The organism is Aeromonas veronii bv. veronii (assembly GCF_000820225.1).
Taxonomy (GTDB): domain Bacteria; phylum Pseudomonadota; class Gammaproteobacteria; order Enterobacterales; family Aeromonadaceae; genus Aeromonas; species Aeromonas veronii.
This window is the reverse complement of record NZ_CDDK01000041.1, coordinates 116617-137183: the sequence shown is the minus strand read 5'-3', so window position 1 is coordinate 137183 and position 20567 is coordinate 116617. Positions and strand designations below refer to the sequence as shown.

The window sequence follows — 20567 nt, the reverse complement described above, 5'->3', positions numbered from 1 at the left end:
ACCTGATTACCTGATTACCTCTTTAGGGGGCGATTTATGAAGTGGTTGATAACTATTGTCAAAAATAGATAGATTATCTTTGTTGTGTTCTTGTTGAAATTTTGTGTGCGACTTTGAATTCACAGTCTGACAATATTGCAATAGATGTCCTTTATATGAACTTTATTTATTTCATGATATCGCTTTATGTTTCATTGTTGGTTTAAGTCATTGTTTTTATTTTGTTTATAAAAAAATTTATACAAATCAAAATGTATTTGATGTGCATCAAACGAGTCGTTAATTTGTTCGTCAAGCAAAAGCGGAATGCGGCTTTCTGCACAGACGACAAGGACGTATGTAGTTGTGCAGTTGAGGTGTAGCGGGAACTACCCCTGATGCTGTGTGTTGCTTTTGCTTATTTAAATAAACCTGAAGAGGCACAGTTTATTATTGGCATGACCTCTCATCGGCTTAATGAGAGGCGAACGCCAACAGTTGCTGTGCAGTATATCGCGGCATCACTTAATATCGTGACTCCAGCATGATTGGAGTGATGCAGTACAACACACGTTAATGTAGGTATAAACGAATGAAAGCTAATAAAATTCTGGTTGCTATGGGTGTTGGTTCCATGCTGCTGTGCGGCTCCGCTTTTGCTGCTGGTGGTGCCGGTTCCGGTAAAGTCACTTTTAACGGTGAAATCATCAACGCTCCTTGCTCTGTAGCCCCTGAGTCTGTTGACCAGGTAGTTGAAATGGGCCAGATCAGCACCAAAGAGCTGGCCAACGGTGGTGAGTCCAGCTCCAAGCCGTTCAGCATCAAGCTGCTGAACTGTGAAATCTCTGACAAGGAAGATGCCGTCAAGGTGACCTTCAGTGGTGCCAAAGACCCGGTAGACTCCAGCCTGCTGGTGATCGGTGGTGGTGACGCCGCGGGTGCCGGTATCAAGATGACCGCTCCGGGCGGTGCTCCGATCGTATTGGGTACCCCGACTGCCGCCTTCGGCCTGGTCAACGGTGACAACGAGTTGCCCTTTAGCGCCGTGCTGAAAGGCTATGCAAGCCAAGACACCAACCCGCTGAAAGCCGGTGCTTTCACTGCAGTGACCAACTTTACTCTCTCCTACGAGTAATAGAGTGCCTTAACGTGTGACAAGGGTTGTGGTGGTGCGAGCCACCACAACTTCACACATTCTGTTTCCTCACATCGAACCCTAATCATGAAAACTTCAATGATGGCGGCCATGGTGCTGCAGCTGGTGATGATGGCGGGATCAGTCCACGCCAACGAACTCACGGATGGACTAGCCGAATCGGGTTGTACGCTGGAGGTGCTGCGCAGCATTCCACTGCAGGCTCAGCAACCGGGCACGTTGAAAATCAGCGGTTGTCAGGTTGACGGGGCGACGGTGGCATCACTGCCTTTTATTTCCATGTCCGTGCGTGGTGCCATGAGCGATGAGCTGGGCATTCTCAATAACGGCCAATATCACAAGGTATCCGGTGAGCGCTTTATTGTCTCGGATATCGTCAACAGTGATCTGGAATTCAATTTGGGGCTCATCAGCAGTCAGCTGTTTTTTCCGGACAGTACGACGCTGTTAGAACTCAATTATATGTAAGCAAACCAATTGCTTAGTGTAGATACCTCATTACGTGAGACCTTTATGCAATTCCTAGAGTGAAAATATGAGCGTTTCAACATCAGACTCTGTGAGAAAAAAACATTATTCAAAAATGGCTTTTATGCTATGCGTGTCCGGCCTGATGGCGGTGGCAAATCACGCATGGGCAGAAACGGAGTTTAATATTGATGCGCTCGATCTGGATGAGCGGACCAAGATCGACCTCTCCCAGTTTGCCGACGAAGGCTACATCCTGCCCGGCGACTACTACCTCGAGATCGAGGTCAACAAGAACAAGCTGCCCCTGCAGAAAATCCCTTTCTACGAGAGCGATACTGGCAAGGGAAAGGGTGGGGTAGCCTGCCTGCCGCAAGACGTGATCCCCAAGCTGGCGCTGACCGACGAGGCCATCGCCAAGATCGATACCTGGCACGATGGCCAGTGTGCCAACCTGTTGGCGCTGGACGGCGTAGTGGTCTCGAACGATATCGGTAACGGCTTGCTGCGCATTGCCATCCCTCAGGCGTGGATGAAGTACAGCGATCCCAACTGGATTCCGCCCGAGCAATGGGATGAAGGGATCCCGGGGATGATGCTTGATTACAACATTAACGCCCAAGTCAACGAAGGCGATGGTTACTCCAATCACAACATCAGCAGCTATGGTACGCTGGGGTTCAACTACGGCGCCTGGCGTCTGCGGGGTGACTATCAGGCCAGCTCTTACTGGGGCGACAATGAGCGGACATCGACCGAGTTGAACCGTATCTATGCCTATCGTCCGTTGCCGAACATGGCCGCCAAGCTGACAGTGGGTGAGCAGCAGCTCAACTCCCAGTTGATCGATGGTTTCCGCTATACCGGCGTCAACCTGGCCAATGACGAGCGCATGCTGCCACCTAGCCTGCAGGGTTATGCGCCGGAAGTGAGCGGTATTGCCAAGACCAACGCCAAGGTCACTATCTCCCAGTCCGGCCGGATCATCTATGAAACCAACGTGCCGGCGGGCCCGTTTCGCATCCAGGGTCTGGACAGCTCGGTGCGCGGCCGCCTTGATGTGCGGGTAGAGGAGCAAGATGGCAGTGTCAATTCGTTCCAGGTAGACACGGCAACCGTTCCCTACCTGACTCGCCCTGGCTATGTCCGATACAACCTGGCGGTTGGTGCGCCTTCCGAACAGACGGATTCGGTGCACGATGTGCACGGCCCTGCCTTTGTGACCGGTGATTTCTCCTGGGGGGTGGCGAACTCCTGGTCGCTGTACGGCGGCAGCCTGATTGCGGGTGAATACAACTCCATGGGATTGGGTATCGGTCGTGATCTCTATGCCTTCGGCGCTATTTCCGCCGACCTGACCCAGTCCATCGCCAAGTTGCCGGGCCTGTCGACCAAGATTGGCCAGTCGGTACGGGTGAACTACGCCAAGCAATTTGATGAATACAACAGCTCGATCACCTTCGCGGGTTATCGCTTCTCCCAACATGACTTCATGACCATGTCGCAGTTTCTCAATAACAAGGATCGGTTGGAAAACAACACTACGACCTCGAGCGATGATTACAATACCTGGGGTGACAAGGAGCTCTACACCATCACCGCCAACAAGACCTTCTGGGCGGAGGATGCAGCCAAGGCGCTGACTGTTTATCTGGACTACACCCACAGAACCTACTGGGAACACGATGCCGAGGATCGCTACGGCCTCACTATCAACAAGAACGTGAACATCGGCAGCTTCAAGGATGTTTCCGTCTATGTGTCGGCCTACAAGACCAAGACCGAGAACTACGAAGATGACAAGAGCGTCATGTTGACCCTCAGTGTGCCAATAGGGGACAGAAAGAGCGCGGGATACAGCGTGCAGTCCTCCAACGGCAAGGTGACTCACCTGGCCACCTATCAAGACTACAGTCGACCGGATGATACCTATCAGCTGGGAGCGGGCGTGCAGAGCAATGGTCACGCCGTGGCGCGGGGTTACTACAACCACAACAGCGACATCGGTGCGGTCAGCCTCAATGCCTACAGCGTGCAGAGCGAATACACCTCGGTCGGGGCCAGCCTGCGTGGCGGTCTGACGGCGACCCAGCACGGTGCAGCCCTGCACCAGGCGACTCGTCGTGGCGGTACCCGCATGATGGTGGATACCGATAATACCTCCGGCGTCTCTTTCAACAATGGCCGCGCCGTGACCAACCGCTTTGGCGTCGCGGTGATCAGCGACATGACCGACTATCGCAAGAGCGACACCCGGGTCGATGTGGATCAGCTGAGCGACGACATCGATGCGATGAATGCCATCAAGCAGGGGACCCTGACCGAGGGCGCAATTGGGTATAATGCTTTCGAAATTGCGGAAGGGTTCAAGCTGCTGGCCAATGTCAGACTACCCGATGGCTCAGTGCCGCCGTTTGGTGCCACCGTCGTCAAGGATTCCGGCCGTGTGCTCTCGGTGGTGGATGAAGATGGCCTGGTCTATCTGACCGGGGTGAAACCGAATGAAGCGTTTGAACTCTCCTGGGGCGGGGCCCGCCAGTGCAAGATAGTGGCGCCGCAACAAGTAACCGATCTGTCGATGAAGACTCTCACTTGCAAGTAATGGGATACCGATGAAAAAGCTGCTCTCTTATATCTGTCTGGCTGCGCTTGGCATGACCTCACTCAACGTCAGTGCCGCCATTGTGCTGGATCGTACTCGTGCCGTTTATCCGGGCGGCGCCAAGTCCATCAGCCTCAACATCAAGAACGAGAACCAGAAGCTGCCTTACCTGGCGCAGGCCTGGATTGAAGATGCCCAAGGCCAGAAGATCTCTTCTCCCTTCGTGGTGCTGCCGCCGGTACAGCGTGTGGATGCCAACCAGAAGTCCATCGTGCGCATCGCCAGTGTGCCGGCCATCGAAAGCTTGCCCAAGGATCGTGAGTCCATCTACTACTTCAACCTGCGCGAGATCCCGCCCAAGAGCGAGAAGAGCAACGTGATGCAGATTGCCGTGCAGTCCAAGATCAAGCTGTTCTACCGCCCCGAGGCCATTCTGCCCGAGCGTGGGGCAGTCTGGCAGGATCAGGTGCTGATCACCAAGCAGGGCAAAGCCCTCAAGGTCAACAACCCGACCCCTTACTACATCACCTACGTGGGCCTAGGTCATCCGCAGGGCAAGGAGCGGACCACTATCAAGGGTTTCTCCGCCTTTATGGTTTCTCCCAAGTCAGAGCTGACGGTCACTATCCCGGAAACCCTGGGCAACGAATTTGTGATCAGCTATGTCAATGACTACGGCGGATATATGGATATCAAATACCAGTGCGCAGGCAATGCCTGTAAAGCCGTGAAGAGCGAGTAAGCCTTATGCTACGTTCCATCTTCTGTTCAAGTCTTATGCTGTTGGCAGGAACGGCATTGGCAAATGGCTATGTGACGCCTAACCCAACCCATGATTACTATATATCGTTGGACAAGGCTGACATTCAAAACAGGCCTGGTTTTACTACCAAGGCATTTGAGTGGAATTTGGGAGGGCAATACTCAGGTATCGTTACCTGCCCAGATAGAAGCATTCCACAATCTCCAGTGTACTATAAAGCAACAATGACGGATGGCTTGCCTCAAGTTGGTGATGGTTTTGTAAAACTAAATGACTTTTTGGATATGAAAGTCGAAATTTGGATAGCTGGTTGGAAGAAAAAATTTGTTACAGCCCCATTTCCGAATGAAAGTAACGATTATCCAAATTACTCTTGTACTAAAGGGAAAGAGACAAGAATAAATAATTTCGAAAGCGGTAGCCGTGGAAAGGTAACTTTTCGCGTGAAAAAACAAATAATTAATGGCGTGCAAATATCAGATCGTCAAGTTGTAGAGATGTATGGTCGTCTAGGGGCTACAACTACAGACTTTAATAGTTTGCCAATGTCTAGAATTACGATTACATCTGCAATTTTATATGTACCAGAAGAGTGCGTGATCAATGGTGGGCAGACTATTGAAGTAGAGTTTGGTGATTTGCCGGGCTCGGGATTGGATGGAAATAACTTTGAAAAGACGGTCCCTCTGACATTTCAATGCCGTGGTGGTGTTTTCGAAGGGGATGCTTTGAAGATCAATCTTGGCATTTCTGGAAAACCAACCACTTTCAGTCAAGACTATCTGCGGACAACTCGGGATGGCTATCAAGGTGGAAATGTTATTTCCGATTTAGGGATAAAATTCAAACAGCTGGATGGTTCTCAGCTGAAATTGAATACCTTCTATCCGGTTTCCATGCAGGGAAATATCGGTGATTGGGGCTTTATCGCTGCACCGGTAACCCCGACAGGTGCAGATATTCCGGCGGGCGATTTCTATGCGACAGCCACCATCGTTGCCGAGTTCCAATGAGGAGATGTTTTATGCTACGGACATTGTGGATAGGCTTGGTGCTGTACCCGTTGTTGGGGGTAACGGCAGCCCCCCGTGCCAGCAATGATCTGGAATTGCTTGGCAATACGGTCCATCTCCATGGCAGGATCATCGATCAGCCCTGTGTGGTTTCCCCTGAATCCCTTGATCAGGAGGTCGAGATGGGGGTAGTTGATGTGAAGGAACTCTATGCCAACGGAGTCGCGGAGCTAGTGCCGTTTTCCATTCGTCTGACCAATTGCAAGCCGGGTATTTTCCGCATGGCCAAGGTGACCTTTACTGGCTCGCAGGATACCGAACTAAGCGGCGGATTGGCATTCACGGCTGGGATTGCCAAGGGGGCAGGCATCCGCCTGTATGACGTGGCTCAATCACCTCTGAATTTGGGTAGTGCCTCCCGCGGCTATCTGCTAGGTGGTGCGGCAGATAATGAGCTTCAATTTTTTGCCAGGGTTGAAGGACATCCGGCGGCATTGACTGCCAAGAACATCCAGCCTGGCGACTATTCTGCCGTCGCCAATTTCATCGTTGCTTATGAATAAACTCAGAAGTCATTGCGCTGGATGACTTTTGTATTGCCATGGCTGGGCCAGGTGATGACGCCACCTAGATAACTGGAAAGGTAAATACCTCCGGGCAATTGAATGAACTTGGCTTTTTGTTTGGGGGGTGTTAGCGCCGCGACCAGAGTGGCGACCAGAGCGTTATTGGTCAGCGCCTGCTGGTCAATGAAATTGACAATGGTATTTTTTATCTCGACCGAAATATCGCCATTATCCCGCTCCAGATCCCCAACAGAATCCAGATTGAACAGCGTCTTTCCCTGATTGTCAGTGGCTATCACGGTGGCCACTACTATTTCTCTGTTCATGGTCACAATATATTTGCTCTTTCTGGTCATTTCTACCCAGTTGTCTGGTGCCTGACAATCTCTGTGATATCTGACTGTGGTTTCTTGATTATTGTAATAGTTGTTGGAAACATTATTTCCCTGCTGGTTCATGGTTGTGATAACGCATTGAACTTCTTCGGCCACAGGGTGACCACTACGCAACAGGAAGATATTTTCGGATAATTTTCTGCTACTATTGTTGATGGAAAAATAGCTGATGGCTTCTTTTCCAACCAGAATTGAAATCTGCTCATCAGCTTTACGTGAAACAGGTTTTATCAAGGGCGTCAGTGAATCTATTTTCACATTCAGTGCTTTTTCTGTCTCGCTGGTCATATAGAGAGAAATCTGACCTAAATTGATAGTGCGTAGTGTATTTGCTGTCGCATAGTTATAAATGACGAGGGCTAGTGAAGTCAGCGAGACCAGCAGCAATGCAAACAGCAAAATACGCTTTGGGCTGAAATATCGGTCATATTTGCGGCGAGTATATTGCCGCCTGGCTTGAGGTGCAGGGGAAGGCGTCGGCGCATGAATTTCTTCCGCTGGTGCTGGCTCTTCACTTTCCCCAGCGAGCTCAATCGGAGCACAAAACATATAGCCAACCCGTGGAATGGTATCGATCGCATCCATCAAGCCGAAGGATTCCAGCTTTCTTCTCAACGAGAGTATCTGCCGGTTCAAATTGGTATCGGTATTGTCCTGATTTGGCCACAAGGCATCCTGCAGTTTGCTTCTTGGAATGACAGTGCCTGCCTCATCACACAGCATTTCGAGTAGCTCGGCTTCCTTGTTGCTGAGCTTGATGTCCTTGTCCCCTTTCGAGATTCGGAATATTGCAGCGGAGAAAAAGATATCCTCTGCAATTTTATAAATTCTGTTACTCATGTGTGACTCGTCTTACTGCCAAGGAGAGCATTTTACCACCACGCAGTCTTTGTTCAAATAATGATAAATCGTCAATTTCTTTTATTATCATATGGTTAGCTTTCCTACTAAATGCATGGTGGAGGGTATGGTACTACAGCCAATTAATTTGGTTCAAAAAATGTGCAAAAAAAGGCCGTTTATGTAATCGTTCTCACTTATTCAGACTGAGGAGGAGGATTTTGATACCACCAGCATTTTATTTTGAGCCATATGTGTATTTGGATGGCTCCATGACGTCATTTTTTGTCGCATGAATAATTATTGCGACCTAATGATATTCTGAAATTGTTTCCGCTGTGGCTTGAGATTGCCGCCAAGATCGGGCCAGGGGAGCCAGTGGTCGGGCACCATAAAGCCGGGCAGGGTGCTGCGGATCCAGGTGGCCAGTTCGGGGTAGGGCACCGGCTCGCCGTGCCAGTCGATAAAGGCGGCGGGGCGTTGCCCCCACTCGTCGCTCGGCACCGGCACCACCAGCGCCTGGGCGACAGCGGGATGATCTACCAGTCGTTGCTCGATGGTTTCGGGCTGGATGTTTTCGCCACCCGAGATAAAGAGGTTATCGAGCCGTCCCTCTACCAGCAGCTCCCCTGCCGCAGTGAACCTCCCCTTGTCGCGGGTATGAAACCAGCCTTCGTCATCGAGGGGAAGTTCCTGCTCGCCATCTCGGTAGTAACCGGCAAACAGGGTGGCGCCGCGCACGCAGATCTCCTGCTCCCTGATGCACACTTCCCGTCCCGGTAGCGGTTTGCCAACTATGCCTGCATCGCCGGGGATAGCGGTGCAGACCTGGCTCCCCATCTCGGAGAGACCATAACTCACCTTGGGTTCGAGCCCCATGGCGCAGAGGCGCTTCACCAGCGGTTGCGGGATGGCTGCGCCACCGAGCAGCAGCTCGCGCAGGCGGGTACGGGCGGGATCAAAACCCTCAGCCAGCAGGCGCCAGAGCTGGGTTGGTACCAACGAGAGGTGAGTGATGGGCTGGCACTCCAGCCGCTCCTTGAGGGAGCGTTCACGTTGATCCAGCACCAGCGTGGCGCCCGCCAGAAAGACCCGAAACAGGATGGCGTAGCCGCCCACATGGAACAGTGGCAGGGAGAGCAGCCAGCCGGACTTCTCATCGAGGGGAATGAGGGTGGCAGAGCCGCGCGCCGAGGCCAGGTGGTTGCAGAGCCGGTGCACCACCGCTTTCGGCGTACCGCTGGAGCCGGAGGTGAGGATCATATTGTTGAGTTGGGTCGATTCCAGCGGCCACGTTTCCTCGCTTGCTGGCAGTTTGCGCGTGAAGTCGAGCTGCAGGGGCTGCCAGTTGTCTGCCGGGATCTCCCCTGCCGACCAGAAGGCATCGGCATCGAGTTGTACCGCCAGCTCGCGCTGCTTTTCGAGGGGGAAGGCGGGGTTGAGCGGGCAGAACACCACGCCGCTGCGCACGCAGGCCCACGCCAGCAGCACATCTTCCAGCGCACCGCGCACCACCGCCGCCAGATGAGCGCCACGACGCACTCCGGCTTGTTCCAGCTGTTGGCACAGGCTGTTGAGGCGGGCATCGAGCTGGCGGTAACTGAGGGGCGAGGCGGCGTGGATGGCAATGCGGTTCGGGGCTGTGATTGCCCGGTGGCGTACCGGGCAAGGTGTCTGTTCGGGTGAACGGGAGGGGTCAATCACGGTAATACAGTTGCTCCAGTCGGCTCAGTTCCGGCTTGCCATTTTCCCCCAGCAAGTTGCCTGCCATCCAGCGGCGGGTATCCAGACCCGGCGCCTGTTCGGGAGCCCATTCGCCCGCCAGATGAAAGAGCTGGTTCAGGCCCAGATCCGATTCGAAGCAGGAGGAGATGATCACCTTGAGCCGCAGTTCGCGGGCGCGGGCGATCAGGGCTTCGCAGTTGGCGAGTGAACCGAGCAGGGTAGGCTTGAGCACCAGCGCGCGCAGTTGCGGGATCGGCTCCCACGGCTTGCCTTGTGCCAGCAGTTCGTCCAGCGCCACCGGCATGCCGGTGCGGTTGGCGACAAAGGCGATGTCGGCAAAGTCGGCGCAAGGGTCTTCCAGATACTCGATGCGATTCGGGTCGAGGTGGCCGCAGAAGGTCCACGCCTCCTCGCGAGTCCAGCCCTGGTTGGCATCCAGCACCAGCTTGAGGGAGGGGAGGCGGTCGCACAGCAGGCGGATCAGCGCCAGCTCGTCACGCATCGGGTAGCGTGCCACCTTCAGCTTGGCCTTGCCGGGCGTGCGGTGCAGCCACTCTTTCCAGTTGCGCAGCAGCTCCTGGGGGGAGCCTTGAATGAGGGGATAGGGTTCCGGCAGCGGGTTGCGCTGCTCGGGCCATGTCCGGCGCGCGCAGTCGAGGCCAAATTGCACCGACGGCAGCACGGGGTTCGGGGTATCGCCTGCGGCCAGGGCCGCCAGCGTGGCAAGGGCTTCTGCCTCTGCCTGTTGCAGGCTCTCTTTCGAGAAGCCGGGCAGGGGGGCGATTTCCCCCCAGCCGTCGTTGATGCGCACCAACAGCCCCTCTCGCGCCACCTCCACCTTGCCGTGAAAGGTCAGTGGCTGGGTAAAAGGCAGTTGATAGCGATACAGGGCGAGTGTCATCAGGGGTTCCGCTTGTATTTGGAGAAGTCGGGGCGACGCTTTTCGTTGAAGGCGTTGCGGCCTTCCTGACCCTCTTCGGTCATGTAGAACAGCATGGTGGCATTGCCCGCCAGCTCCTGCAAGCCCGCCTGACCATCACAGTCAGCGTTGAGGGCGGCTTTCAGGCAGCGTAGCGCCATCGGGCTATTTTGCAGCATTTCACGGCACCAGCGCACGGTTTCTCGCTCCAGTTCCGCCAGCGGCACGACAGTGTTGACCAGACCCATGTCGAGGGCTTGCTGGGCATCGTACATGCGGCAGAGGAACCAGATTTCGCGGGCCTTCTTCTGGCCGACGATACGAGCCATGTAGGAAGCCCCCCAACCGCCGTCGAAGGAGCCCACTTTCGGGCCGGTCTGGCCAAACTGGGCGTTGTCGGCGGCGATGGTCAGGTCACACATCATGTGCAGCACGTGGCCGCCACCGACTGCGTAGCCCGCTACCATGGCAACCACAGGTTTCGGGCAGGTGCGGATGTCGCGCTGGAAGTCGAGCACGTTGAGGTGGTGAGTCCCCTCGTCATCACGGTATCCACCGTAGTCGCCACGGATCTTCTGGTCGCCACCGGCGCAGAAGGCTTTCTCGCCAAAACCGGTCAGGATGATGGTGCCGATCTGATCGTCATAACGGGCATCGGCCAGCGCCTGCAGCATCTCTTTGACGGTGCGGGGGCGGAAGGCGTTGCGTACCTGGGGACGGTTGATGGTGATCTTGGCAATGCCATCGTTGGACTTGTGATAGAGGATGTCCTCGTAACCGGCGGAGCAATCTTGCCATTCAACAGGTGCATACAGTTCAGCTTCCGTCATTGCTTCAATCATGACTCGTCTCTTCTTGTTGGTTGACCCACTCCGCGAGGAGTCGGGCAAAGTTATCAGGCTGATGGGCGTGCAGATTATGGCCGCCATCCAGCACCAAGTGGTTGATTCTGCGATCCTGGTTCGCCAGCTGGCAAGCCAGCTGATGGAATTTGTGATCCCGCTTGCCACTCACCCAGGTGACCGGCAGCTGGCTCGCCATGAGCCAGGGGGCGAGATCCGGCTGCTTGCCGAGCGAGGTGGCACGTAGCATGGTGGCGATGCCCTGACCGTCGTTGCCAAGGCGGCGGGCGATCTGGCTGGCCCGGGCCGCATCGTCAAGATCGGCAAACACCCCTTGCCGGTACCAGTCTGCCAGCACGTCAGCCAGTGGTTCCTGCTCAAAGCGCCGCGCCCACTGTTCATCGTGCTGGATGCGAGCGGCCCGTTCACAGGCCGGTAACCCCGGGTTGCAGTTCTCCAGCAGCAGCCCCCGCAGCCCGGTGGGCTTGCGGCTGGCGTGGTAGAGGGCCAGTCGCCCCCCCAGCGAATAACCCGCCAGCAGATAGCGTTCAATGTTGCGGCTGGCCAGCTCGGCGACCAGCCACTGGTGGCTCTGCTCAAAGTTGCTGACGGTGAGAGCTCGATGCTGACCGTGACCCGGCAGATCGAGGGCGATGCAGCGGATGGCTGGCAGCCGGTCGATCACCGGTTGCCAGTCGCCGCTATCCCCCAGCAGACCGTGCAGCATCACCAGCGGCACATGGGCATTTTTATTTGCCACGGATGGCGGCCCCCAGTGCCTTGAGATCATCGGCTACCTGCTCGCTCGGTACCCGGATCTCGATCAAGGTAACGCCATGTTGGAGGGCGGCGCGGTAATCGCGTTCGAACTCGGCCAGGGTGGTCGGCGCCCGATAGGCGAGACCAAACATGGCGGCAGCATGTTCAAAACTGAGGCCGTGGGGCAGCCGGTAGTAGCTCTCCAGCAGCTCCCCTTCGGTGGGCACCGGCAACATACGAAAGATGCTGCCGCCATCGTTGTTGAGCAGGATCACCACCAGCGGTCGACTCGCCTTGCTGAGCAGGGCGAGGCTGTTGAGATCGTGCAGGGCGCTGAGATCCCCAAGCAGCAGGGTGGTGGGCTCATTGCTGCCTTGCTCGATCGATTGGGCAAACCCGTAGGCGGTGGCGATCAGGCCATCGATGCCGGAGGCGCCACGGTTGGTCATCACCCGGCTCGGCCCTTTGCCCGTTTCGCCGAGCATATCCATCAGTCGGGCTGGCATGCTGTTGCCGACAAACAGTTGGCCTTCAATCAGGCGGTTGAGGCGATGGCAGACCCCAAGCTCGGAGAAGTGCTCGCAGGCGGCGGCGATCTGTTGGCTGGCGTTGTGTTGCAGCTCGGCCAATGTGTGCCAAGGGGCTTGTGTGGTGACCGGATGGGCCGCAGCAAAGGCGCTGGCGCTGCAGAGCAGCCGGTTGCGCAGCCGGTAATCGGGATCGAGCCGCGCCGGTTGCGGATCCACCAGCCAGTAATCCTGCCATGAATGGTGTTTGATGAACTGGCCGAGCCGCTTGGAGACAAGCCGTGCGCCAAATTGCAGCAGCACCTCGGCGCGGCCCAGTTCGGCGACGAATTCAGGGTCGTTGAGCGCCATATCCATGTGGATGAGGTTGCGGCTATCGAAGCGGATCTGGCTCTGCAGATCCGCCAGCAGCGGCCAGCCAAGTTGTTCCGCCAGCGCGGCGACCACCTGTGCCTGTTCGGGGTCAGTGATCCTGCCGGCGACAATAATGCCGCGCTGTTGCCGAAAGGTTTCCCACTCCGCCTGAGGGGGGCAGCTCGGCGCGCTTTGCTGCCACGGGCTCCAGGGCTTGTGCGAGCCGAGCCAGTCACCGAGGGGGGCCAGATAGTCGGAGAAATCCTGATAGTGCTCGCCCGGGTAGAGGGGCTCGGGGTACATGCAGTTGAAGTGCACCACTCCGGGAGTGAGCGCCTGTTTGGCCAGCGCCTGATCTACCGAGCTCAGCACAAACGCCGCCGGAATGGTCGGGGTGGGGCTCGGCAGGTTCTGTTGATAGACGGGGTAGCGGCCGAAGATCCCCTGCTGGTCGATCGCCTGATTGGCGCCGTTGTCGATAAGCTCGTGAGGACGATCGGCGGAGAGAATAATCAGCGGCACGCCGGTGAGCTGGGCCTCAGCCACTGCGGGCCAGAGGTTGGCTACCGCGGTGCCCGAGGTCATGATCACCGCCACCGGCCGGTTGCTCCCCTTGGCCAGCCCGAGCGCCATAAAGCCGAGGCCGCGCTCGTCAAAGTGCAAGTGACGACGAAAGCCCTGATGGGCCGCGGCGGCCATGGTCAGCGGCGCGGAGCGGGAGCCGGGGGCCAGCGCGATGTCGCGCACCCCGAGGCGAAAGAGCTCCTCCAGCAAGAGGGAGGACCAGACGTGGTTGAAGGTGGCGTGCTGGCTCGAAAACGGGGGGCAGGCAAACTCTTCGCTGGCAGGCTCTTTACGGGTGGGCATAGGGGCTCTCGTAGCGTGAAAAGGGTGAATGACTATCCCAGCAGGGAGAGCACATTGGCGATCTTGTTGTCGAGCTCGGCCCACTCGGCGACAGGCTCGGAACCGGCGACAATGCCGGCACCGGCAAACAGGGTGACGCTGCCCGGCTGAATGCGGGCGCTGCGAATGGCGACCGAGAACTCGGAGGTCTCCCTACTCAGCATGCCGCAGGCACCGGCGTACCAGCCCCGATCGTAGGGCTCGAACTCGCGGATAAAGGCGAGCGCCGCCTCGCGCGGGGCACCGCCCACCGCAGGAGTCGGATGAAGGGCATCGAGCAACTGCCAGTCGCAGACGCCGAGCTTGAGCTCGGCCTCAATATCGCACTTGAGGTGTTGCAGCAGCCGCAGTTTCAGAATGCGTGGCTCGGTCAGGGTGGCATCGTGGGTCAGTGGCGCCAGTCGGCTGAGGATGTCGGCATGTACCAGCCGGTTCTCCAGCCGGTTCTTGCTGTCGGCCAGCAGCTCGGCGGCCAGTTGGGCATCCACCTCTTCATCGCCGGAGCGGCGAATGGTGCCCGCCAGCGCCTCGGTAAAGAGGTGGCGATCTTCCCGGCGGTAGAGCCGCTCGGGAGAGCAGGCGATAAAAGCCTGCTCGGGGGAGAATTGAAAACCGAAGTGGAAGCAGTCCTGAGCGTGGCGGGCCCACTGGTCGAGCATGGCCCAGGGATTGATATCCGCATCATGGTTCGGACTGGTCAGCAGGCTTTCCCGCGACAGCACCACCTTGGGAGTGTGGGCCTGAAAATCGGGGGCGGTGACGCGTTCCACTAGGGTCTGCCACTGGGCGGGGCCGGGGCAATCCTGTCGCTGCCAGGGCTGCTTTTGCAGGGCGGGCAGCGGGGCTTCCGGGCGCAGGGCGTCGAGGGCGGCTTCGGCCGCCTGCAGTTCGGCCTCGAGATTGTTTTCATCCAGCCAGAGGTTGAGGCAGAGACTGACGCACTCGCCACGGCGCACCAGCTCGATGCGGGGCAGCACGAAACGGCAGGGGCCAAACCCTTGCCAGCCGGACTGGGCCGGATCGAACGCCAGTCCACCATAGTAGCGAGGGCTGTTGTCATGATGCTGGTTGGCTGTGTTAGTGCACACCTGCTTGATGGCGTGCGGCTCGGTCAGTTCATGGATGGCGCCCAGCGCGACATACTCGGGACGAGCCTCTCCACGGGCCTGCCAGTAGATGCGGGGATAGAGGGTTTGCGCCGCGAGCCAGCCCAGAAAGGAGCGGATTTCGATTGCCACTCGCAACCGTACGAAGCCGCTGACGTTGCTGTGACGCAGGGCGTCCAGTTGTTGCTTGATATGGGTCTGAGCCAACATGGATTCTTTTCTGAGCCGGGTAGTAACGAGCGATCCGGTAGCTGGATGCCGTAGGTTTATGCCAAAGGGCGATGATTTCCTATATATTATCTGCCCATTCGTCCATGTAAATCGCCCGCGGGAGCTTCACTCTCCGGGGCCAAGTATACCCAAATCCGGTTCGATAACCCTTAACACGATCAATATCCGATTGTTTGGCCATCACAAAATGACAAATACCTTCTCTGTTTGGTTGCTGGCGGCGCGTTTGCGAACATTGCCGCTCGCCTGCTCTTCCATCCTGCTGGGCTCGGGGCTGGCTGCCAGTCGTGGTGCCTTCGATGGCACCATCATGGCGCTCTCTCTGCTGACCGCCATCTTGCTGCAGATCCTCTCCAATCTGGCCAACGATTACGGCGATGCGGTCTCCGGCGCCGATAACGGTGAACGGATCGGCCCGCAGCGGGCGGTGGTCTCCGGTCTTATCACCAAAAAGCAGATGTGCGTGGCGATGGGGCTGACTGCGCTGGCGGCGGTGGCCAGTGGCCTGCTGCTGCTGGGCTGTGCCTTCGGCGGCCAGTGGCTGCAGATTTTGGCATTTGTGGTGCTGGGTGGCGCGGCCATCGTCGCGGCGGTGACCTATACCGTGGGCAAGACCCCTTACGGCTATCGCGGGTTTGGCGATATCTCGGTGTTCTTATTCTTCGGCCTGCTCGGGGTGCTCGGCTCCTACTACCTCTTTACCAAGACGCTGGAGTGGGAGCTGCTGCTGCCTGCCACCGCCTGTGGTCTGCTGGCGACCGCCGTGCTCAATATCAACAATGTGCGCGACATCGAGACCGACGCCGCCAGCGGCAAGATCACCCTGGCGGTGCGCCTTGGCCGCAACCGCGCCATCGCCTATCACTGGGTGTTGCTGGGGGCGGCGCTGCTGGCAACCATCGTCTTTATCCTGATCCAGCCCGCCAGTTTCTGGCCGTGGATCTTTCTGCCCGCCATGAAGCCTCTTAGCGATGCGGCCAAGACCCTTCGCGAAAGCTACGATGGCGAGGTGCTGACCGGTTCCCTCAAGAAGACCGCCATCAGCGCGTTTCTGTTCAGCCTGCTGCTCTCCATCGGGTTGGCGTTCTCCTGATGAACGACCGGCTTGTTGTTATGTGAAAAGGGCTCCCGAGGCGGGAGCCCTTTTTGTGTGCCGATGCGACGCGTTGGTACTGAATCAGTCAGACAGGAAGACTGCCATGCGTGCATCACTCAAACAGAAAATCATTCAGGTATGCCAGCAAAAAATCGCCCGGAAGGGGGAGACGGTCGGGCTCTCCTTTTATGCCTTCTTTGCCAATCGCAATGACGATCCCGATTTGCTGATGGAGGCAGCGACCTGGTGGATCCAGACCCACAAGCTCGATCACTTCGAGAAGGCCAAGAAAATTCTCCTGCTGGTCGAGCAGGAGTGAAAGTCGGTTGCAATGAAACGCAATGAAACAGAGAGGGCTCCCAAGCGGGAGCCCTCTCTGTTGGTGGATGATGCTATCGACTAGCTGGCGCGCGCCACCTTGAGGGGGCGGCGGGAGAAGAGCAGGGTATCCAGCAGCCAGATGGCAACCATGGAGGCCCCCACCAGCGGGAAGGCGATCCCCAGCAGGATCAGCAGGGCGATGGCACCGCGCATCGACGGGAGTTTGGCAGGCAGCGGCGGCGCGGCGAGACGGCCCTGCGGACGGCGGCACCACCAGATCCACAGACCACTCACGGCGCTGGCCAGCACCATCAGGCAGATAAGCAGCATGGCGAGCTGGTGGGGCCAGCCGTAGAGCTTGCCCATGTGCAGCATGACGCCACTCTCCACCGTTTTGGCGACCGGGCCGTAATCCTGCCAGCGCACATCGGCCAGCACCTTGCCACTGTATTGATCGATATGCAGGGTGGCATCGTTGCGCGGATCATCGGCAAAGATCGCGATGGTATAGACACCGGTGGCGCCGACCGGCGGGGTAATGCTGTAACCCGGTTGGACTCCCCGCTCATGGGCGATCTCGACCACCCGTTGCAGCGGGATCCGCTGGCTTGCCATCACCACTCCCTCGTGCTCGCCGTGGTTCATGGCACCGTGATCGTGCCCCTCATCAACTGGCTGCGAGCTGGGCATGGGGGTGTTCTCCACCGCCCAGGGAACCGTCTGCTCGTGGGCCTGATTCAGGGTGCGGGCCAGCGGCGCCGATTTGGGCACCTCGTTCCACATGGCGGCGGGGAAGCGGTTCCAGACTGCGGCAAACTGATCGCCCCAGAAACCGGTCCAGGTCATGCCACTCAAGAGCAGCAGCAACAGGAAACCTGCGCCCCAGAAGCCGATAACGGCGTGCAGATCGCGCCACCAGAGGCGGCCACGCTGGCTGACTCTGGGCCAGAGAATACCGCCCACGCCGGGCCCCTTGCGCGGCCACCAGAGATAGAGGCCGCTGATGAGCAGTACCAGCCCCCAGCCTGCAGCCAGCTCGATCAGCCGATCCCCTGTGGTGCCGAGCAGCAGGTCGGCGTGCAGGGAGCGAGCCACCGCCTGCAGATTCCACTTGTTATCCATGGTGCTGAGCAGGGCGCTGCTGGCGGGATCGAGGAACAGGGTCAGTTCGCGATCCCCCTGATTGACGATGAACTGAGCGCTCAGATCGGGAGCTGCAGGCGGCAGGTATTTACGCAGGCTGGCATCGGGCATGGTCATCATCGCCTTGGCCAGCAGTTGGTCGGCACTCAGGGTCTGGCTGGCGGTAGCGACCTTCATCAGCTCGGGGTACATCAGGTTGTCGAGCTGGGGTTTGAACAGATAGACGATCCCGGTCAGTGACAGCAGGATCAGGAAAGGGGCGACAAAGAGACCGGCGTAGAAGTGCCAGCGCCAGATCCGTTGGTAATGACTCGAGTCCCTGTTTTTCATTGCACATCCTTGTTGAGGTGCCAAACCTTTCGGCAGGTGGAATGTTTGTGGCGGCGCGGATAATAGCAGTAACGTTTCGTTAACTGCAATCGCACATCTTGAGATCGATTCGGTGCGGGATGTCGGTAACATGAGGTGCAGACGGTTTGCTGGATAGGATGATCACGCTTTGGGGAAAGCCTGTTTGCTGCTGGACTTTTCCTTATAAATTATTACCTTGTTGTAACAATTTGCAGGCGATGGTGGTGGTAACGGAATGGGAGCAGTCATGCAGCCACATGGGCAATTTGACATGGAGCGCAGGGGCCAGATGCTGATCTGCCGCCCGAGTGGCCCTTTCAATCTGGCAGGTGCCATGGCCTATGAGGCGCGCTTTCGTCACGAACTGGCCGGATTGATGGATGGCCCCTGGGGGATTGTCGAGGTCGCGACCGAGTTTGAAGCGGCCGGGCCCGAGGTGCTGGCCCGTTTTCGTCGCCAGTTTGGCTGGTGTGCCGAGAGTGGCTGTCAGTTTCTGGCGGTGGTCTTCGTGGGGGGCTTCAAGCGCTATCTGGCGGATAATATCTTCACGGGATTACCCTTTCGGGCAGTACGTTACTTCGAGCAAGAGGCAGCGGCGATCCAGTGGCTGGGGGAGCAGCTCAACACAGCTCCCTGTGAACCTGCGAGCGCTTGACCACCCTTATCCTGACTGGCCTTGGCTCAATCCAGCTTGATAAACCACTTGTCCCGTTCGTCAACGCAGTCGGGTTCACCCATCTCGAATTCGCGGCAGATCAGCGGTCGTACCTCGTAGATACGGCACATCATGGTGTTGCGGTCGAGGGCGGCGCACCAGCCATCGTCCAGCCGGCGCATAACCGGTATCTCGCCATCCCGTTCCAGTACATAACGGTCCGGCACGCCGGTATCGGTAAAGAGCATCACTTCGAGGCGGCAGCAGCAGGCTTCGCAGTTCTGGCAGCTCACATCGGTTTGGATTGCTTGGGTCATGGTGCCTGTCTTGCCGCATGGCGGCATCGGAGATATGAAACAGGCGCCTGTCAGGCGCCTGTGGTCTGGCTAATGGCTTGCAAAAAACCTTAGCCCAGTTTGCGGGCGCGGTAGCTGCGACCCTTGATCTTGCCTTCCTGCAACCGCTTGAGGGCGGCGCTCGCCACGCTGCGCTTCACCGCGACGTAGGAGTACTGCTCGGAGATCTGGATCTTGCCCACATCGGCGCCGGCAATGCCGCCTTCACCGGTCAGGGCGCCCAGAATGTCACCGGCCCGCACCTTGGTCTTGCGGCCTGCATCGATGGAGAGGGTCACCATCTGCGGGGCGATCGGCTTGATGTCGCGGCCGATGCTGTCGAGATCTCCCAGCGGCATCGGGGCCTGCTGGTACTCTTCGATAAAGTTGACGCGCTGGGCCTCGTTCGGCTGATAGAGGCTCAGGGCCAGACCCTGCTGGCCGGCACGACCGGTACGACCGATGCGGTGCACGTGCACTTCCGGATCATAGGTCAGCTCGTAGTTGATGACGGCGCCCAGCTCCTTGATGTCGAGGCCGCGGGCCGCCACGTCGGTGGCCACCAGAATGGTGGCGCTGCCGTTGGCAAAACGCACCAGCACCTGATCCCGCTCGCGCTGTTCCAGATCGCCATTCAGCGCCAGCGCCGAGAAGCCCTTGGCGGCCAGATGGTCGGCCACGTCGTTACAGGCGCGCTTGGTGTTGCAGAACACCACGCAGGAGCTTGGCTGGTAGTGACTCAGCAGCCAGGTGAGGGCGTCGAGGCGCTGACCGGCAGGCACTTCGTAGAGCTTCTGTTCGATGGCGCTCCCCTCGTGCAGGGACTCCACGCTCACCTCGACCGGATTGCGCTGCACGCCGCGGCTCATCTGGGCGATCCCTTCCGGATAGGTCGCGGAGAAGAGCAGGGTCTGGCGGCGCTCGGGGGCATAGCTGATGACCCGGTTGATATCTTCGCCAAAGCCCATGTCCAGCATGCGATCCGCTTCGTCCAGCACCAGCGTCTTGAGGCCGGAGAGCTCCAGCGTGCCTTGCTCCAGATGTTTGAGAATGCGACCCGGGGTGCCGACGGCGATGTGGGCACCAAAGCTCAGGGTGGCGGACTGCGGTGCGGTCGGGGTGCCGCCGCACAGGGTCACCAGCTTGACGTTGGGCAGGGCGCGCGCCAGACGACGGATCTCCTGAGCCACCTGATCCGCCAGTTCGCGGGTCGGGCAGAGCACCAGCGCCTGCACTTCGAGGCGGTTGACGTTGAGCTTGGCCAGCAGGCCGAGGCCGAAGGCGGCGGTCTTGCCGCTGCCGGTTTTTGCCTTGGCGATCAGGTCTTTGCCATCGAGCACCAGGGGCAGGCTCTGGGCCTGGATCGGGGTCATCTGCAGGTAACCCAGGCTGGTGAGGTTCTCTTGCAGGGCGGGGGAGAGATTGAGGCTGCTAAATTCGCTGTTGTTCACAAAAGGACTCTATTTCGGAGAAAACGGGGATGCGCGAGCGCTAAGGCCGCGCATCATACCAGAA

The 20567-nt window shown here is 57.8% G+C and carries 19 protein-coding genes; 9 read left to right on the top strand and 10 right to left on the bottom strand.

From position 1 onward, the window contains the following. Window positions 1–571: 571 nt before the first annotated feature. The 6 genes from BN1139_RS17925 to BN1139_RS17900 all read left to right on the top strand — a co-directional run bounded on the left by BN1139_RS17925 (window position 572) and on the right by BN1139_RS17900 (window position 6544). Window positions 572–1114 (top strand): fimbrial protein, encoded by a 543-nt coding sequence (locus BN1139_RS17925; RefSeq protein WP_005354944.1) that lies wholly within the window; start codon window positions 572–574, stop codon window positions 1112–1114. A 99-nt stretch (window positions 1115–1213) separates the two neighbouring features. Further along, on the top strand, window positions 1214–1603 hold the full coding sequence (locus tag BN1139_RS17920; protein ID WP_005354943.1) for a hypothetical protein: 390 nt from the start codon (window positions 1214–1216) through the stop codon (window positions 1601–1603). Between the two features lie 67 nt (window positions 1604–1670). Further along, on the top strand, window positions 1671–4205 hold the full coding sequence (locus BN1139_RS17915; protein ID WP_005354942.1) for a fimbria/pilus outer membrane usher protein: 2535 nt from the start codon (window positions 1671–1673) through the stop codon (window positions 4203–4205). Window positions 4206–4215: 10 nt separating this feature from the next. After that, window positions 4216–4947 carry a fimbrial biogenesis chaperone gene (locus BN1139_RS17910; RefSeq protein WP_005354941.1) on the top strand — a complete coding sequence of 244 codons (732 nt, stop codon included), beginning with the start codon at window positions 4216–4218 and terminating at the stop codon, window positions 4945–4947. Between the two features lie 5 nt (window positions 4948–4952). Next, window positions 4953–5981: a fimbrial protein gene (locus tag BN1139_RS17905; protein ID WP_005354940.1), complete on the top strand. Its 1029-nt coding sequence runs from the start codon at window positions 4953–4955 to the stop codon at window positions 5979–5981. Window positions 5982–5992: 11 nt separating this feature from the next. Next, window positions 5993–6544 carry a fimbrial protein gene (locus BN1139_RS17900; protein ID WP_005354939.1) on the top strand — a complete coding sequence of 184 codons (552 nt, stop codon included), beginning with the start codon at window positions 5993–5995 and terminating at the stop codon, window positions 6542–6544. A gap of 2 nt (window positions 6545–6546) precedes the next feature. Here the strand turns inward: BN1139_RS17900 and BN1139_RS17895 are convergent, their stop codons facing one another. The 7 genes from BN1139_RS17895 to BN1139_RS17865 form a co-directional block, all read right to left on the bottom strand. Next, a complete protein-coding gene (locus tag BN1139_RS17895; RefSeq protein ID WP_005354938.1) occupies window positions 6547–7782 on the bottom strand; it encodes a winged helix-turn-helix domain-containing protein in 1236 nt (411 codons plus the stop codon). Between the two features lie 300 nt (window positions 7783–8082). Next, entirely contained in the window at window positions 8083–9486 is a 1404-nt protein-coding gene (gene menE, locus BN1139_RS17890) for an o-succinylbenzoate--CoA ligase (RefSeq protein ID WP_005354937.1), read from the bottom strand. Further along, window positions 9479–10408 (bottom strand): o-succinylbenzoate synthase, encoded by a 930-nt coding sequence (gene menC / locus BN1139_RS17885; RefSeq protein ID WP_005354935.1) that lies wholly within the window; start codon window positions 10406–10408, stop codon window positions 9479–9481. The genes menE and menC overlap by 8 nt, the downstream gene beginning before the upstream one ends. After that, window positions 10408–11268 carry a 1,4-dihydroxy-2-naphthoyl-CoA synthase gene (gene menB, locus BN1139_RS17880; protein WP_005354934.1) on the bottom strand — a complete coding sequence of 287 codons (861 nt, stop codon included), beginning with the start codon at window positions 11266–11268 and terminating at the stop codon, window positions 10408–10410. Before menB ends, menC begins: the two co-directional genes overlap by 1 nt. Then, window positions 11261–12058, bottom strand: coding sequence for a 2-succinyl-6-hydroxy-2,4-cyclohexadiene-1-carboxylate synthase (gene menH, locus BN1139_RS17875; protein ID WP_005354933.1), 798 nt, complete (start codon window positions 12056–12058; stop codon window positions 11261–11263). Before menH ends, menB begins: the two co-directional genes overlap by 8 nt. Beyond that, window positions 12018–13775 carry a 2-succinyl-5-enolpyruvyl-6-hydroxy-3-cyclohexene-1-carboxylic-acid synthase gene (gene menD, locus BN1139_RS17870; RefSeq protein WP_005354932.1) on the bottom strand — a complete coding sequence of 586 codons (1758 nt, stop codon included), beginning with the start codon at window positions 13773–13775 and terminating at the stop codon, window positions 12018–12020. The genes menH and menD overlap by 41 nt, the downstream gene beginning before the upstream one ends. A gap of 32 nt (window positions 13776–13807) precedes the next feature. Further along, on the bottom strand, window positions 13808–15130 hold the full coding sequence (locus tag BN1139_RS17865; protein WP_005354931.1) for an isochorismate synthase: 1323 nt from the start codon (window positions 15128–15130) through the stop codon (window positions 13808–13810). A gap of 208 nt (window positions 15131–15338) precedes the next feature. On the opposite strand from BN1139_RS17865, the gene BN1139_RS17860 reads away from it, so the two are divergent. Beyond that, window positions 15339–16244: a 1,4-dihydroxy-2-naphthoate polyprenyltransferase gene (locus BN1139_RS17860; protein ID WP_005354930.1), complete on the top strand. Its 906-nt coding sequence runs from the start codon at window positions 15339–15341 to the stop codon at window positions 16242–16244. Between the two features lie 106 nt (window positions 16245–16350). Next, window positions 16351–16566, top strand: coding sequence for a DUF6500 family protein (locus BN1139_RS17855; RefSeq protein ID WP_005354929.1), 216 nt, complete (start codon window positions 16351–16353; stop codon window positions 16564–16566). 80 nt (window positions 16567–16646) lie between these two features. Here BN1139_RS17855 and BN1139_RS17850 read toward each other — a convergent pair whose 3' ends face one another. Beyond that, entirely contained in the window at window positions 16647–18041 is a 1395-nt protein-coding gene (locus BN1139_RS17850) for a PepSY-associated TM helix domain-containing protein (protein WP_005354928.1), read from the bottom strand. Between the two features lie 268 nt (window positions 18042–18309). On the opposite strand from BN1139_RS17850, the gene BN1139_RS17845 reads away from it, so the two are divergent. After that, window positions 18310–18717 (top strand): hypothetical protein, encoded by a 408-nt coding sequence (locus tag BN1139_RS17845; RefSeq protein ID WP_005354927.1) that lies wholly within the window; start codon window positions 18310–18312, stop codon window positions 18715–18717. Between the two features lie 26 nt (window positions 18718–18743). Here BN1139_RS17845 and BN1139_RS17840 read toward each other — a convergent pair whose 3' ends face one another. Both BN1139_RS17840 and dbpA read right to left on the bottom strand, forming a co-directional pair. Beyond that, the gene (locus BN1139_RS17840) at window positions 18744–19034 is read right to left on the bottom strand and encodes a YkgJ family cysteine cluster protein (protein WP_005341481.1); all 291 of its coding nucleotides are present in this window, start codon (window positions 19032–19034) and stop codon (window positions 18744–18746) included. An 89-nt stretch (window positions 19035–19123) separates the two neighbouring features. Beyond that, the gene (gene dbpA / locus BN1139_RS17835) at window positions 19124–20503 is read right to left on the bottom strand and encodes an ATP-dependent RNA helicase DbpA (protein ID WP_005354926.1); all 1380 of its coding nucleotides are present in this window, start codon (window positions 20501–20503) and stop codon (window positions 19124–19126) included. Window positions 20504–20567 lie beyond the last annotated feature (64 nt).